We start from the raw sequence: 13,285 nt of genomic DNA, 5'->3' as shown, positions 1-13,285 counted from the left end.
CCGCGATGACGAAACCTGGAGATTCACACCATGCGTGTCCTGTTGTTCAGCAGCCAGCACTACGACCAGGAAAGCTTCACCCAGGCCTCCCGCGACAGTAGCCTGGAGCTGCACTACCAGTCGGCCCGGCTGACCCAGGACACCGTCGCTTTGGCCCAGGATTTCGAGGTGGTCTGCGCGTTCATCAACGATGAGCTCGATGCCACGGTGCTCGAACGCCTGGCTGCCGGCGGGACCCGTCTGATCGCCTTGCGCTCGGCAGGCTACAACCACGTCGATCTGGCCGCCGCCCGGCGCCTGGGACTGTCGGTGGTGCGGGTACCGGCCTATTCACCCCATGCCGTGGCCGAGCATGCCGTGGCCTTGATCCTGGCGCTCAACCGACGCCTGCACCGGGCCTACAACCGCACCCGCGAAGGTGATTTCACCCTGCATGGCCTGACCGGCTTCGACCTGCACGGCAAGACGGTCGGCGTGGTCGGCACCGGCCAGATCGGCGCCGCCTTCGCCCACATCATGGCCGGTTTCGGCTGCCAGTTGCTGGCCTACGACCCCTACCCCAACCCTGAACTGCTTGCCCTGGGCGCCCGCTACGTGGAATTGCCCGAACTGCTGAGCCAGGCCCGCATCATCAGCCTGCACTGCCCGCTGACCGAGCACACCCGCCATCTGATCAACGCCCAGAGCCTGGCCACCCTGCAACCCGGCGCCATGCTGATCAATACCGGGCGCGGCGCGCTGGTCGACACGCCGGCCCTGATCGACGCGCTCAAGTGCGGCCAGCTCGGCTACCTGGGGCTGGATGTCTATGAAGAGGAGGCGCAGCTGTTCTTCGAGGACCGTTCCGACCTGCCGCTGCAGGATGACGTGCTCGCCCGGCTGCTGACCTTCCCCAACGTGATCGTCACCGCACACCAGGCGTTTCTCACCCATGAAGCGCTGGCGGCCATCGCCTCGACCACCCTGGACAACATCATCCGCTGGACGGAGGGCGATCCGCAGAATCTGGTGAACGGTTGATGCTAGGATACGCGGCAATTTTGGAGGACCCATGGTCGAACACGATTTCCGCTACACCCTTTTCAACCCGCAACACACCCTGATCGAATGCCGCGCCCTGGTGCCGGGCCGCTATCAGGTGACTGGCAACGGTGGCTCGATCCAGAAGGACGATGTCCTGCTGGTGACTCTAAAAGGCAGCAAGGATCTTTCCATGCGCCTTACCGTGGAGAGCGTGCGCCACCTGATCAACCCGCGCGGCCAATGGGTCGCCGTGGCCAGCGGCCCGATCTTCAACGAGCTGGAGATCCTCAACTGGAAGGTCAAGTGCAACAGCTGCCAGGCTGAGCTGGACTTCGAGTTCGCCGTCGACGGCAAGCTCGGCAACAAGGCCCGCCAGCCCGCGGCCAGCGCCCGCATCGCCGAGCTGGGTTGGGCCAGCCGTGGCGACCAGCACCTGTGCCCGGCCTGCCAAGGGAGCGCGCAGTGAAGCATCTGTTGACCGGTGCACTGATTGCCGTCGGCCTGCTCGGCTGCGCATCGGAGCCTTCGAAATTGCAACCGGAGCAAAGCTATGTGCTGGAGTGGATCGGCGAGCGCCCGTTGATCGACTACAGCCACCTGACCCTGATCCTCGGCGAGGACGGCCGTGCTTATGGCAATGCTGGCTGCAATCACTGGTTCGCGTCCTACACCCTGCAAGGCGACCGCATCAGCTTCGGCAAGGTCGGCAAGACCCGCAAACTGTGCGCCCCTGCATTGATGGACCAGGAAAAACGCTTCCTTCAGGCGCTGGAGGCCGTGCAACGCTGGGACGTCTCATCGATCGAGCAGATTCGCTTCTGGCCGGCCGAGGGCAAGCCACTGCGCTTCTGGCCTGAGGAAGGTTAAGAGCAGCTGCAAGCTGCAAGAAAAGCAAGCCCGACACGGTCCGCTCTTTCTTGAAGCTTGCAGCTCGAAGCGCTTAAGCGCCCTTGAGGGCCTTGATCTTGGCTTGCAGTCCTTCGAGGGTCTGCTCCCCCATCAACTGCTCACGCACTTTGCCTTTGTCATCGATGATGTAGGTCACCGGCAGCGCCTCGCTGCGCGGCAGCTCGTAGCGCTCGGCCGGGTCCTGGGCGAGGACGGTAAAGGCGATGCCGAGAGTTTCGGCGGCCTGCTTGAGATCCTGGCCCTGCAACCCATCGAAGTTCACCCCGACCACCTTGATACCCTGGGCCTCCCACTGCTTGGCCGCAGCGTTGAGCTCGGGAATTTCCGTACGGCACGGGCCGCACCACTCGGCCCAGTAGTTGAGCACCAGCCAGTGCCCGTCGATCTGCTCGGCCTTTACCGTGTTGCCGTGCTGGTCCACGCCGTAGTCCGCACCGCAACCGCCGAGCAACAGGCTCGCGGTGATGGCCAGTACTGCTGCCAAACGCCTTGCCATGGGTCAATCCTTCTAGAAGTTTCAAGCAAACGACACAGTCGCTGCGGTTAGAATAGCCGCCACACCCAGCTGGATGCGACCCGTCATGACTGATCTGACCCTCTATCATAACCCGCGCTGTTCGAAATCCCGCGGCGCCATGGAACTGCTCGAAGCGCGCGGCCTGGCCCCGACCATCGTGCGCTACCTGGACACCCCGCCGGATGCCGTCACCCTGAAAACCCTGCTCGGCAAGCTGGGCATCGCCCCGCGCCAGCTACTGCGCACCGGTGAAGAAGAATACAAGGCCCTGGATCTGGCCAACCCCGCCCTGAGCGACGCGCAACTGATCGACGCGATGGTCCAGCACCCCAAGCTGATCGAGCGTCCGATCCTGGTCGCCGGTGACAAGGCGGTGATTGGCCGTCCGCCGGAGAAAGTACTGGAGATCCTGCCGTGAGCGATCCCTACGTTCTAGTGCTCTATTACAGCCGCCACGGCTCGACCAGCGAGATGGCCAGGCATATCGCCCGCGGCGTCGAGATGGCCGGCCTGGAGGCGCGCCTGCGCACTGTGCCGGCGATCTCCACCGAATGCGAAGCCGTGGCCCCGGACATCCCGGCCAGCGGCGCGCTCTACGCCACCCTCGACGATCTGCGCCACTGCGCGGGCCTGGCGCTGGGCAGCCCGACCCGATTCGGCAACATGGCCGCGCCGCTCAAGTACTTCCTCGACGGCACCAGCAGCTTGTGGCTGGGCGGAGAGCTGGTCGGCAAGCCCGCGGCAGTGTTCACCTCGACCGCCAGCCTGCATGGCGGTCAGGAGACCACGCTGCTGTCGATGATGCTGCCGCTGATGCACCACGGCATGCTGGTGCTTGGCCTGCCATACAGTGAGTCGGCGCTGCTCGAGACCCGTGGCGGCGGCACCCCCTATGGCGCCAGCCACCACGCTGGAGCTGATGGCAAGCGCGAACTCGACCCGCACGAAATCGCCCTGTGCCGCGCCCTGGGCCAACGCCTGGCGAGCACCGCCAAGGCTTTGGGGGGCGAGCGTGGCTAGAAAGCCCAAGGTATTGCCACCGCTGGAATGGCTCACGCCACGGGTGCGCGTCACCCGGGCGCTGAGCCTGGCTTGCTTTTTTGGCCTGATCGCCCTGCTGGCGGTCAACAACCTGTGGTTCGCGGACCTGCATGGGGCACGGGTCGAAGTGATCCTGGCCATCGAGCTGATCCCTCTGTTGCTGCTGGTGCCGAGCATGCTGACGGGCAGCGCCCGGGCCCATGCCTGGACGTGCTTCGTGGTGAATATCTATTTCATCAAGGGAGTGCTGGCGGCGTTCGACCCGGCACGGGCGGTGTTCGGCTGGATGGAGGTGCTGGTGAGCCTGGGGCTGTTCGTCAGTGCCCTGCTGTATGTGCGCTGGAAGTTCCAGCATGAGCGGCGTGTGGCCGGTGAAGGGCAGTAGAAGCGGCGGCCTTTTAGCGGGTAAACCCGCTGCCACAAGTACTGCACCGCCCCTGTGGCAGCGGGTTTAGCCGCGAAGCCGCGTCGCACCTCTCAATGATTGACGGTATGCGCCAGCATCACCGACAGCTGGCACAGCGGTCGCCCGCTCTGCTCATGCCACTGATTGAACGCCTGCTGCACCAGCGCCAAATCGCGCTGGCTGGTCGGCTGCTTGTCGATCACGCCTTGGGCGATGAGGGCTGCGCTCATGTCATCGGTGGGAATGAACGTGTCCTTGCCGACCATGCGCAAGAAACGCGGCGCCGACAACCCGCCCAACTGATTGCCATGCTTGGCCAAGTACTTCCATAGTCCGACGATGTCGGTCACCGGCCAATCGGCGATGAACGCGCCGAAACTGCCCCGCTCCTTCGCCACATCGAGAATCATCTGCGCATTGCGTGGCACGCTCTTGAGCTTGCCCAAATGGCGGATGATCCGCTCGTCCTGCATTAACCGCTCAAGGTGCTCGGCGCCCATCAGCACGACCTTTTCCGGATCGAAGCCGAAGAACACCTGCTCGAAGGCCGGCCACTTGGCGTCCACCAGGCTGTGCTTGAGCCCTGCACGGAACACCCGCAGGGCCAGCGTCGACAGGTAGCGGTCATCGCTGATGTCACGCAATTGCGCTGGCGTGCGCGGCTGCGGCAGGAAGGCCTCCAGGGCCTGTGCCGAGCCGAAGCGGTTCAGGCAGTACTCATGCAGCCATTGGTAGTCGCGCATGGGTCAGATGTTCAGTACATCGAGAAAACGCGGAGTGGCGCTTTCGTCGATCTTGAGGCTGGTGAAATCGAACAGGTTGCGATCGGCCAGCTGCGATGGCGCGACGTTCTGCAGAGCGCGGAAGATGCTCTCGGTGCGGCCCGGGTGCTTGCGTTCCCATTCCACCAGCATGTCCTTGACCACCTGGCGCTGCAGGTTTTCCTGAGAGCCGCACAGGTTGCAAGGGATGATCGGAAAGCCCTTCATGTCCGAGTAGGCCTGGATGTCCTTCTCGCTGCAGTAGGCCAGCGGGCGGATCACCACGTTGCGACCGTCGTCGGCGCGCAGCTTCGGCGGCATGCCCTTGAGCGAGCCGTTGAAGAACATGTTGAGGAAGAAGGTCTCGACGATGTCGTCGCGATGGTGCCCGAGGGCCATCTTGGTCGCACCGATCTCGTCGGCGAAGGTGTACAGCGTGCCGCGGCGCAGGCGCGAACACAGCGAGCAGGTGGTCTTGCCTTCCGGAACCAGCTCCTTGACCACCGAGTAGGTGTCCTTCTCGACGATGTGGTACTCGACGCCCAGCTCCTTGAGATAGGCCGGCAACACGTGCTCAGGGAAGCCTGGCTGCTTCTGGTCCATGTTCACAGCGACGATCTCGAACTTGATCGGCGCCACCTTCTGCAGGTGCAACAGAACGTCGAGCATGGTGTAACTGTCCTTGCCGCCGGACAGGCAGACCATGACCTTGTCGCCATCCTCGATCATGTTGTAGTCGGTGATGGCTTCGCCAGCGAGGCGACGCAGGCGTTTTTGCAGTTTGTTCTGGTTGACCGAGAGGGTGCCCATAGCGCTTGGATCCGCGAGGTGTGACAAAAGCGGGCTATTTTACGCACAAACCGAGCGGGGGCGTAGGCCATTCCGATAAAGAATCAAGCGCGCATCTGACAGCGCAATTTGCTCTAAAAACCCAGGTTTATGTAGGTAACGGCTTCCTATACTGCGAGATAAGGCCACACGACCGCTTGCATCGGTGTCCAGGCCTCGGGCCGCAAGCGCTCCACTTGGGGGGCGTTTGACAACGACGATAGGAGTGACCGGCATGATCCATCACGTTCTGGGGCTGTTTACCCACCCTGACCAGGAGTGGAAGGAGATTCGTGGCGAGGACGAAAGCATCAGCCACATGTACCTGACCCACACGCTGATACTCGCCGCGATCCCGGCTGTGTCGGCGTTCATCGGCACCACCCAGGTCGGCTGGGTCATAGGCGATCGACCGGCGGTGATGCTGACGATGGAAAGCGCACTATGGATGAGCATCATGTCCTACCTGGCGATGCTCGCCGGGGTCGCGGTCATGGGGGCTTTCATCCACTGGATGGCCCGCACCTACGATGCCACCCCATCCATGGCGCAATGCGTGGCGTTTGCCACCTACACCGCCACCCCGCTGTTCATCGGCGGCCTGGCGGCGCTCTACCCGCACCTCTGGCTTGGCATGCTGGTGGGCACGGCGGCCATTTGCTACACGGTCTACCTGCTCTATGTCGGCCTGCCGACCTTCATGAATATCCCCACCGACGAAGGCTTCCTGTTCTCCAGCTCCGTGCTGGCGGTAGGCCTGGTGGTGCTGGTGGCGATCATGGCCTCCACGGTGATCATCTGGGGGCTGGGTGTGGGGCCTGTCTATACCAACTAGATCCAACGCAACATAGGAGCGTCACCCCGGGGCCGCCGCAAGGCGGCCTCTGGCTGTGTGCTGACAGATGGCCCGGCAGGCACCTGGCGCTTGCGGCATAATTGCCCGCTCAGGAGAACCACCCCGCCATGCCCGAGCTGCTCAAACAACGCGTCGAAACCTGTTACCAGCAAGCTGAAGCCTTCTTCAAACGCACCTTCCCTCGCCCGCAAGTCAGCTTCAAGCTGCGCGGCCAGAAGGCCGGCGTCGCTCATCTGCACGAAAACCTGCTGCGCTTCAATCTGCAGCTGTACCGGGAGAACCAGGAAGACTTCCTGCGTCAGACCGTTGCCCACGAAGTGGCACACTTGGTGGCGCACCAGCTGTTCGGCGACAAGATCCAGGCCCATGGCGAGGAATGGCAACTGATCATGCGGGGCGTGTATGAATTGCCACCGAACCGTTGCCACAACTATGAAGTGAAGCGGCGCGTGGCCACCCGCTACATCTACCGCTGCCCCTGCCCGGAAAGTGACTTCCCGTTCACTGCCCAGCGGCACAAGCTGGTGCGCCAGGGGCGACGCTATCTGTGCAGGCGGTGTCGTGAGATCCTGGTTTACAGCGGCGAGACCCGCATCGAATGACAAGCAGCATTCGCGGCTAACCCCGCCCCCACAAGGCTTGCGCCAAACCTGTGCAAGCGGGTCTACCTGCGAACAGGCCGGCAGGCATTACAAATAAAGAAGGCGACCCGAGGGTCGCCTTCTTCGATTTCACAACGCAATCAGCGCGCCGGGCCTTCAGCCACGCCCAAGTCATCGACCGGACGAGGGTCGACCAGCGGCGAACCACCGGAGGCCAGCTCGGCCTGCAGCGTGTCGGTGTCCAGCTCGTTGACCCACTTGGCCACGACTACCGTGGCCACGGCGTTGCCGATCAGGTTGGTCAGCGCACGCGCCTCGGACATGAAGCGGTCGATACCCAGGATCAGCGCCAGGCCTGCCACCGGCAGGTGGCCCACGGCGGACAGGGTCGCGGCCAGCACGATGAAGCCGGAACCGGTGACGCCTGCTGCACCCTTGGAGGCGATCAGCAGCACCAGCAGCAGGGTGATCTGGTGGGTGATATCCATGGTGGTGTCGGTAGCCTGGGCGATGAACACCGCAGCCATGGTCAGGTAGATCGAGGTGCCATCCAGGTTGAACGAGTAGCCGGTAGGGATCACCAGGCCGACCACCGACTTCTTGGCACCCAGGCGCTCCATCTTGGCCAGCATGCGTGGCAGGGCCGATTCCGAGGAGGAGGTGCCGAGCACGATCATCAGCTCTTCACGAATGTAGCGGATCAGCTTGAGTACGCTGAAGCCATGGAACCGGCAGATACCGCCCAGCACCACCAGGATGAACAGCAGGCAGGTGACGTAGAAGCAGATCATCAGGTAGCTCAGCTGCACCAACGAGCCCACACCATACTGGCCGATGGTGAAGGCCATGGCGCCGAAAGCGCCGACCGGAGCCAGCTTCATGATCATGTTGATGATGTTGAACATGACATGGGCGAAGCGGTCGATCAGGTCCAGCACCGGCTTGCCGTAGCTGCCCAGGCGGTGCAGGGCAAAGCCGAACAGCACGGAGAACATCAGCACCTGCAGGATATCGCCATTGGCGAATGCGCCCACCACGGTGTTGGGGATGATGTTGAGCAGGAAGCCCACGGTGGTCTGCTGCGCGCCTGCGGCGGCGTAGGCGGCGACGCTGCTGGCGTTCAGGGTGCTGACGTCGACATGCATGCCGGCACCGGGCTGGACCACGTTGACCACGACCAGGCCGATGATCAAGGCGATGGTGGAAACGATCTCGAAGTACAGCAGCGCATAGCCACCGGTCTTGCCGACCGACTTCATGCTCTGCATGCCAGCGATGCCGCTGACGACGGTGCAGAAGATGATCGGGGCGATGACCATCTTGATCAGTTTGACGAACCCGTCGCCCAGGGGTTTGAGGGCTACGCCGGTTTCCGGGTAGTAGTGACCGAGCAGGATACCGATGGTGATGGCGACCAACACCTGGACATACAGGGATTTGTACAACGGCTGACGTGTCGTCATGGCTAGTTTTTCCTCAAGTGTGCCGAGCCCACCCTTCCCAGGGCGTTGGGGCACCTAAAGCGCGAACCCTCCTGCACTTGGAGGGATTTGTCGTTGTGTTCGAGCTGCCTTGTGACAGGCCTCTGCCAGGTCGATAGCAAGGCCGATGCCAAAATGCTCGCAATCAGTGCAGCCCGCGGATTTCGGGGCTTTCGGCGCCCCATGGCGGGGCAGGCGCGCAGTTTGAGGTTGGCGGATTTCCGCCCATTGGCGGGTTTGGAACAAGGCTGTTGGCGGGAATCCGCCCAGGAAGGGAGAACGTACCCCGGCCGGCTCGCCCTGTGGCGTTAACTTCGGGGTAAATCCCACAGGATCCACAAGCCCCAGGATGGGTGAGGCCTTGGGACGTGCCGCGCAGCGCCTCAGTGGGTTTCAGTCCAGATGGAACACGATCCGGAACGCCGCGCCTCCCAGTGTCGAATCATCCAGGCTCAGCTCGGCGTCATAGCTGTCGATGATGTCCTTGACCACCGCCAGGCCGATGCCCTGCCCCGGATGCTGCCGATCGAGCCGTTCGCCCCGTTTGAGAATGCGCTCACGCTGATTGCCCGGTACGCCAGGGCCATCGTCTTCGACGCATAGCACCAACTGCCCAGGCGCTTGTTGCAGGCTCACACGCACCTGGCCGAGGCTCAGCCGATAAGCGTTCTCCAGCAGGTTGCCGAACAGCTCCAGCGCTGCCCCTTGATCCATCGGCACCCAAGCATCCCGGGGCATGTCGAGGCTGACGGCCACGCGCTTGTCGCGATAGACCTTGTCCAGCGTGTTGCACAGGCTGTCGAGCACCGGTCGTAGTTGCACCCGATGACGGACCAGACCGCTCTTGCGCAGGCTGGCGCGCTGCAGTTGGTAGTCGATCTGCTGGCTCATGCGTTCGATCTGGCTTTGCAGCACCCGCGCCTGCTCGCGTTCGCTGTCACCCTGGCCGAGGCTTTCACCGACGCCCTGCAGCACCGCAAGGGGCGTCTTGAGGCTGTGCGCCAGGTCATCGAGCGAATCGCGGTAGCGCTGGCGCTGCTCACGTTCGCTACGCAGCAGGCGGTTGAGCGAGCCGGTCAGGCGCAGCAGTTCACGCGGGTGCTCGCCGCTCAGGCCATCACGCGCACCCGCTTCCACTTCGTCAAGCTCCAGGCTCAGCCTGCGCAACGAACGAAGCCCCCAGGTCAGGCCGGCCCATAACAGCACCATCAGCGCCAGCAGGGCCGCCCCGAAACCCAAGTAGAGTTTTTCACGCAGGCCATCGAGGGTGTGCTGGTACTCACGCACCGGCTGCAGCGCCACGATACTGAACGCGGCACTCTTGCCCCCGAGCAGCTTGACCTCCACGTCGTAGACGAAGAATTCCTCGCCGTCATCCTGGTGGATCCGGGCGAACTCATTGCCGCGCCCGTCATATCGGGGGCGGTAGTTGATGTTCTGCCCGTTAGTGGCGCGCGAACGCCACACCAGAGCACCCTGGCGATCGAAGATGTAGCCGAGCAGGCCGGTGTAGGGCAGGTTGTAGCGCTCGTCGGGCAACTGCTCGGGCATTTGCAGCCGCCCCTGCTCGATCCGCGCGGCGGAAATCAAGGTGGTCACATCCGAGGCCAAGCGCTGTTCGATCGACTCCTGCAACGCCAGGCTGAAGGTCTTTTGCAGGGCCGGTAGCAGCGCCAGCATGAACAACAACGCCAACAGCGCCGCCGCCAGCATCAGGCGCACCCGCAGGGAGCGGATCATCGGCAGCGCTCGGTGAACAGGTAACCCAGGCCACGCACCGTGTCGATCGGTTTGAAACCACGGTCGCCCTCGAGCTTGCGTCGCAGACGACCGACCAGCACCTCGATGACATTCGGATCGCGCTCCTCGTCATCGGGGTAGAGCTGCTCCATCAGACGATCCTTGGCCACCACTTGCTGGTGATGGCGCATGAGGTATTCGAGGATGCGGTATTCATAGGCGGTCAGGGCAAGCGGTTGCTCGTCCAAGGTCGCCTGCTTGCGATTGAGGTCCAGCACCAGGGGCCCTGCCGCGATGGTCGACTGGGTGAAACCGCTGGAGCGGCGCAGCAAGGCATTCAGGCGCGCCTCCAGCTCTTCGAACTGGAACGGCTTGACCACATAGTCGTCGGCCCCGGCGGCCAGGCCTTCGACCTTGTCCTGCCAGTTGCCGCGGGCGGTGAGGATCAGGATCGGAAAGGTCTTGCCCTGACTGCGCAACTGGCGGATCAGGTCCAGACCGCTCATGCCCGGCAGCCCGAGGTCGACCACGGCCAAATCGTGGTTGTATTGCTCGGCCTGGTAGAGCGCCTCTTCGGCATTGGCCACCGCCTCGACCACATGCCCGCTCTCGCCCAGGCGCGTGTACAGGTGGTGGCGTAGCAGCGCCTCGTCCTCGACCACCAGCAGCTTCATGTCACTCTCCTTGATTCATACCTGTATCCGCCTCCCGTGCCGGTCAAGCCCGCTTCTGCACGACGCCTGGCGGCAGGAGCGGGCTTGGTCGCGGAGGGACCGGTGCAGCATACCAGCGTTGCCCTGGCCCCTCCTGTGGGTCAGAAGGTGTAGTTGGCCGACAGGTAGGTCTGGGCGCTGCTGGTCAGACGCAGGGTGCCTGCCTTGGGACCGCCATGTTCGGCCAGTTCGGTGCTGGCGTTGCTGCGCAGGTAACGGTAGCCCAGCTCCACCGAGGCGTTGTTGGTGATCTGCTGCAGCACGCCGGCCTGCAGGCCTACGGCATAACCCACATCGGTGTCACGGCTGTAACCGGAGGATTCCTGGGACAGTTTGGTCAAGCCCAGGCTGCCGCCACCGAACAGCTTGGTGGTGTCGCCCACCGGCAAGAACGCATCGTAGCTGCCAAGCAGGTTTTCCTGGCGCAGCTTGATGCCACTGTGGTCGCCCGAGACATTGTCGTAGGTCAGGTAATAGCGGGCATCGTCATTGATCTTGCCCACGCGCACGCCCCAGGTGCCGTCCTTGCCGATGATGCCGTCGGCGTTCAGGTGATCGGTGTTGCGTTGCAGCAGGCCGGACTTGCGGACCTTGTCGCTGGTCTGGCCATAGGTGAGGCTGGCGAAGGTGTCATCGGCGGCCTGGGCGGTGAGACTGGCGGCACATACGGCCATGGCGACCATCAAGGTATTGAGTGTTTTCATGGTGGGATACTCCAGTTGGATGCGATGTCTGTGTCTGGTGGCTAGAGTAGGGAGTGAGCCCTGAACCGCGGCTGAACCCTGACTGAACCCCGGCTGAACGAATCGCACCCTTTGCCCAAGGAGTACCGACCATGCGTTCCCTGCTTGCCCTGGCCCTGTTGTGCAGCGCTGCCGTCGCCCAGGCGGCGGTGCAGACCCGCGAAATTCCCTATCAGGACGCCGATGGCCAGCGCCTGGTGGGCTACTACGCCTACGACGATGCAGTCGAGGGCAAGCGCCCCGGCATTATCGTGGTGCATGAATGGTGGGGGCTGAACGACTATGCCAAGCGCCGGGCCCGGGACCTGGCGGCGCTGGGTTACAACGCCTTGGCCATCGACATGTATGGCGATGGCAAGCACACCGAACATCCGAAGGACGCCCAAGCGTTCATGGCGGCGGCGACGAAGGACCCCAAGGCTGCTGCACGGCGCTTCGATGCGGGGCTTGAGTTGCTGAAAATCCAGCCCAACACCAATAAACATCAGTTGGCGGCGGTGGGTTACTGCTTCGGCGGCAAGGTGGTGCTCGATGCCGCGCGCCGAGGCGAGAAACTCGACGCCGTGGTGAGCTTCCATGGCCCACTGGCCACTCAGACGCCAGCCAAGCCGGGTGTGATCAGGGCGAAAATCCTGGTAGAGCACGGCGAGGCCGACAGCATGATCCCGCCAGCGCAAGTGGCAGCGTTCAAGCAGGAAATGCAAAGCGCCGGCGCCGACATGACATTCGTCTCCATTGCCGGAGCCAAGCATGGATTCACCAATCCCGATGCCGACCGCTTGAGCCACGGCGACCATGGCGGGCCGGACATTGGCTATAACAAAGAGGCGGATGACCGCTCGTGGGCGGACATGCAGGCCTTCCTCAAGAAATCCTTCGACTGAAGACTGTCGGGGTGGCAGTCAAGGGTGCGGCACTCGCCTGGTTTGCGCATCAGGGCGCCACTGGCACAATACTCACCATGACCAGACACCCCACCTGCTGCTCCCCCCTCAAGCACCACTGGCCCCTGCCCCGCCCGGTTCCCGGCGCGGTGCTGGTCAGTTGCACCTTCGACCCCGCGCGCCTGGCGCCGGACGACTTCCAGCGCGCCGGCATCGAACAAAGCGCCAGCCTGCAGCGCTCGGTGGCCAAGCGCCAGGCCGAGTACCTGGCAGGCCGGGTCTGCGCACGTGCGGCGCTGCATGCGCTGGATGGACGCGACTACGTGCCCGCCACCCATGAGGACCGTTCGCCGATCTGGCCGGCCGGCATTCACGGCTCGATCACCCATGGCAAAGGCTGGGCCGCCGCTGTGGTTGCTGCCGATGGCGACAGCGCTGGCCTGGGCCTGGACCAGGAATCCTTGCTGAACGACGAACGCGCCGAACGCCTGGCTGGCGAGATCCTCACCCCCGCCGAGCTCCAGCGCCTGGACTATAGCCAGCTCGGCCTGGGCGTGACGTTGACGTTCTCACTCAAGGAAAGCCTGTTCAAAGCGCTCTACCCCTTGACCCGGCAGCGCTTCTACTTCGAACACGCCGAGCTGCTGGAATGGTCTGTCGAGGGTTATGCCCGCCTGCGCCTGCTCACCGACCTTTCAGCCGACTGGCAGGCTGGCCGCGAGCTGGAAGGTCAGTTCTGTGTCCAGGATGGCTACCTGCTCAGCCTGATCAACGTATAACC

Annotated in this window: 17 protein-coding genes; 10 read left to right on the top strand and 7 right to left on the bottom strand. The window is 63.4% G+C overall.

Going from position 1 to position 13,285, the window contains the following annotated elements; all coding sequences use genetic code 11:
• The first annotated feature begins 30 nt into the window (after nt 1-30).
• From R6G97_RS16950 to R6G97_RS16940, 3 genes are read left to right on the top strand one after another with little or no spacing between them, the layout of a single operon-like run.
• On the top strand, nt 31-1,020 hold the full coding sequence (locus tag R6G97_RS16950; protein WP_090343580.1) for a 2-hydroxyacid dehydrogenase: 990 nt from the start codon (nt 31-33) through the stop codon (nt 1,018-1,020).
• Between the two features lie 31 nt (nt 1,021-1,051).
• Nucleotides 1,052-1,489: a hypothetical protein gene (locus R6G97_RS16945; RefSeq protein ID WP_043215198.1), complete on the top strand. Its 438-nt coding sequence runs from the start codon at nt 1,052-1,054 to the stop codon at nt 1,487-1,489.
• Nucleotides 1,486-1,890 carry an META domain-containing protein gene (locus R6G97_RS16940; RefSeq protein ID WP_197853303.1) on the top strand — a complete coding sequence of 135 codons (405 nt, stop codon included), beginning with the start codon at nt 1,486-1,488 and terminating at the stop codon, nt 1,888-1,890. Before R6G97_RS16945 ends, R6G97_RS16940 begins: the two co-directional genes overlap by 4 nt.
• A gap of 73 nt (nt 1,891-1,963) precedes the next feature.
• Here R6G97_RS16940 and R6G97_RS16935 read toward each other — a convergent pair whose 3' ends face one another.
• Nucleotides 1,964-2,428, bottom strand: a complete 465-nt coding sequence (locus tag R6G97_RS16935) for a TlpA disulfide reductase family protein (RefSeq protein WP_043215201.1) — start codon at nt 2,426-2,428, stop codon at nt 1,964-1,966.
• Nucleotides 2,429-2,513: 85 nt separating this feature from the next.
• On the opposite strand from R6G97_RS16935, the gene arsC reads away from it, so the two are divergent.
• Genes arsC through R6G97_RS16920 form a run of 3 tightly spaced genes read left to right on the top strand, consistent with a single transcriptional unit; the run spans nt 2,514 to nt 3,875 of the window.
• Nucleotides 2,514-2,867: an arsenate reductase (glutaredoxin) gene (gene arsC / locus R6G97_RS16930; RefSeq protein WP_317847254.1), complete on the top strand. Its 354-nt coding sequence runs from the start codon at nt 2,514-2,516 to the stop codon at nt 2,865-2,867.
• Nucleotides 2,864-3,469, top strand: a complete 606-nt coding sequence (gene wrbA / locus R6G97_RS16925; RefSeq protein ID WP_070572948.1) for an NAD(P)H:quinone oxidoreductase — start codon at nt 2,864-2,866, stop codon at nt 3,467-3,469. Before arsC ends, wrbA begins: the two co-directional genes overlap by 4 nt.
• Nucleotides 3,462-3,875: a DUF2069 domain-containing protein gene (locus tag R6G97_RS16920; RefSeq protein WP_317847253.1), complete on the top strand. Its 414-nt coding sequence runs from the start codon at nt 3,462-3,464 to the stop codon at nt 3,873-3,875. Before wrbA ends, R6G97_RS16920 begins: the two co-directional genes overlap by 8 nt.
• 92 nt (nt 3,876-3,967) lie before the next feature.
• Here the strand turns inward: R6G97_RS16920 and R6G97_RS16915 are convergent, their stop codons facing one another.
• On the bottom strand, nt 3,968-4,639 hold the full coding sequence (locus R6G97_RS16915) for a DNA-3-methyladenine glycosylase I (RefSeq protein WP_090343573.1): 672 nt from the start codon (nt 4,637-4,639) through the stop codon (nt 3,968-3,970).
• A 3-nt stretch (nt 4,640-4,642) separates the two neighbouring features.
• Entirely contained in the window at nt 4,643-5,467 is an 825-nt protein-coding gene (gene ttcA, locus R6G97_RS16910; protein WP_043214547.1) for a tRNA 2-thiocytidine(32) synthetase TtcA, read from the bottom strand.
• Between the two features lie 253 nt (nt 5,468-5,720).
• On the opposite strand from ttcA, the gene R6G97_RS16905 reads away from it, so the two are divergent.
• Both R6G97_RS16905 and R6G97_RS16900 read left to right on the top strand, forming a co-directional pair.
• Nucleotides 5,721-6,320 (top strand): Yip1 family protein, encoded by a 600-nt coding sequence (locus R6G97_RS16905; RefSeq protein WP_043214549.1) that lies wholly within the window; start codon nt 5,721-5,723, stop codon nt 6,318-6,320.
• Nucleotides 6,321-6,448: 128 nt separating this feature from the next.
• Nucleotides 6,449-6,943, top strand: coding sequence for a SprT family zinc-dependent metalloprotease (locus R6G97_RS16900; RefSeq protein WP_043214551.1), 495 nt, complete (start codon nt 6,449-6,451; stop codon nt 6,941-6,943).
• Between the two features lie 140 nt (nt 6,944-7,083).
• Here the strand turns inward: R6G97_RS16900 and R6G97_RS16895 are convergent, their stop codons facing one another.
• From R6G97_RS16895 to R6G97_RS16880, 4 genes are all read right to left on the bottom strand, one after another.
• Nucleotides 7,084-8,406, bottom strand: coding sequence for a dicarboxylate/amino acid:cation symporter (locus R6G97_RS16895; RefSeq protein ID WP_043214554.1), 1,323 nt, complete (start codon nt 8,404-8,406; stop codon nt 7,084-7,086).
• A 411-nt stretch (nt 8,407-8,817) separates the two neighbouring features.
• Nucleotides 8,818-10,164 (bottom strand): ATP-binding protein, encoded by a 1,347-nt coding sequence (locus R6G97_RS16890; RefSeq protein ID WP_317847252.1) that lies wholly within the window; start codon nt 10,162-10,164, stop codon nt 8,818-8,820.
• Nucleotides 10,161-10,838: a response regulator gene (locus R6G97_RS16885; RefSeq protein WP_043214559.1), complete on the bottom strand. Its 678-nt coding sequence runs from the start codon at nt 10,836-10,838 to the stop codon at nt 10,161-10,163. The genes R6G97_RS16890 and R6G97_RS16885 overlap by 4 nt, the downstream gene beginning before the upstream one ends.
• 140 nt (nt 10,839-10,978) lie before the next feature.
• Nucleotides 10,979-11,581, bottom strand: coding sequence for an outer membrane beta-barrel protein (locus R6G97_RS16880; protein WP_043214562.1), 603 nt, complete (start codon nt 11,579-11,581; stop codon nt 10,979-10,981).
• 131 nt (nt 11,582-11,712) lie between these two features.
• On the opposite strand from R6G97_RS16880, the gene R6G97_RS16875 reads away from it, so the two are divergent.
• On the top strand, nt 11,713-12,504 hold the full coding sequence (locus R6G97_RS16875) for a dienelactone hydrolase family protein (RefSeq protein ID WP_182942452.1): 792 nt from the start codon (nt 11,713-11,715) through the stop codon (nt 12,502-12,504).
• A gap of 77 nt (nt 12,505-12,581) precedes the next feature.
• Nucleotides 12,582-13,283, top strand: coding sequence for a 4'-phosphopantetheinyl transferase family protein (locus R6G97_RS16870; protein ID WP_043214567.1), 702 nt, complete (start codon nt 12,582-12,584; stop codon nt 13,281-13,283).
• Nucleotides 13,284-13,285 lie beyond the last annotated feature (2 nt).

The sequence above is a fragment of the Pseudomonas sp. HTZ2 genome, from assembly GCF_033173945.1.
GTDB lineage: Bacteria > Pseudomonadota > Gammaproteobacteria > Pseudomonadales > Pseudomonadaceae > Aquipseudomonas > Aquipseudomonas guariconensis.
The sequence above is the reverse complement of the archived record's forward strand: the minus strand, read 5'-3'. Positions and strand labels throughout refer to the sequence as shown.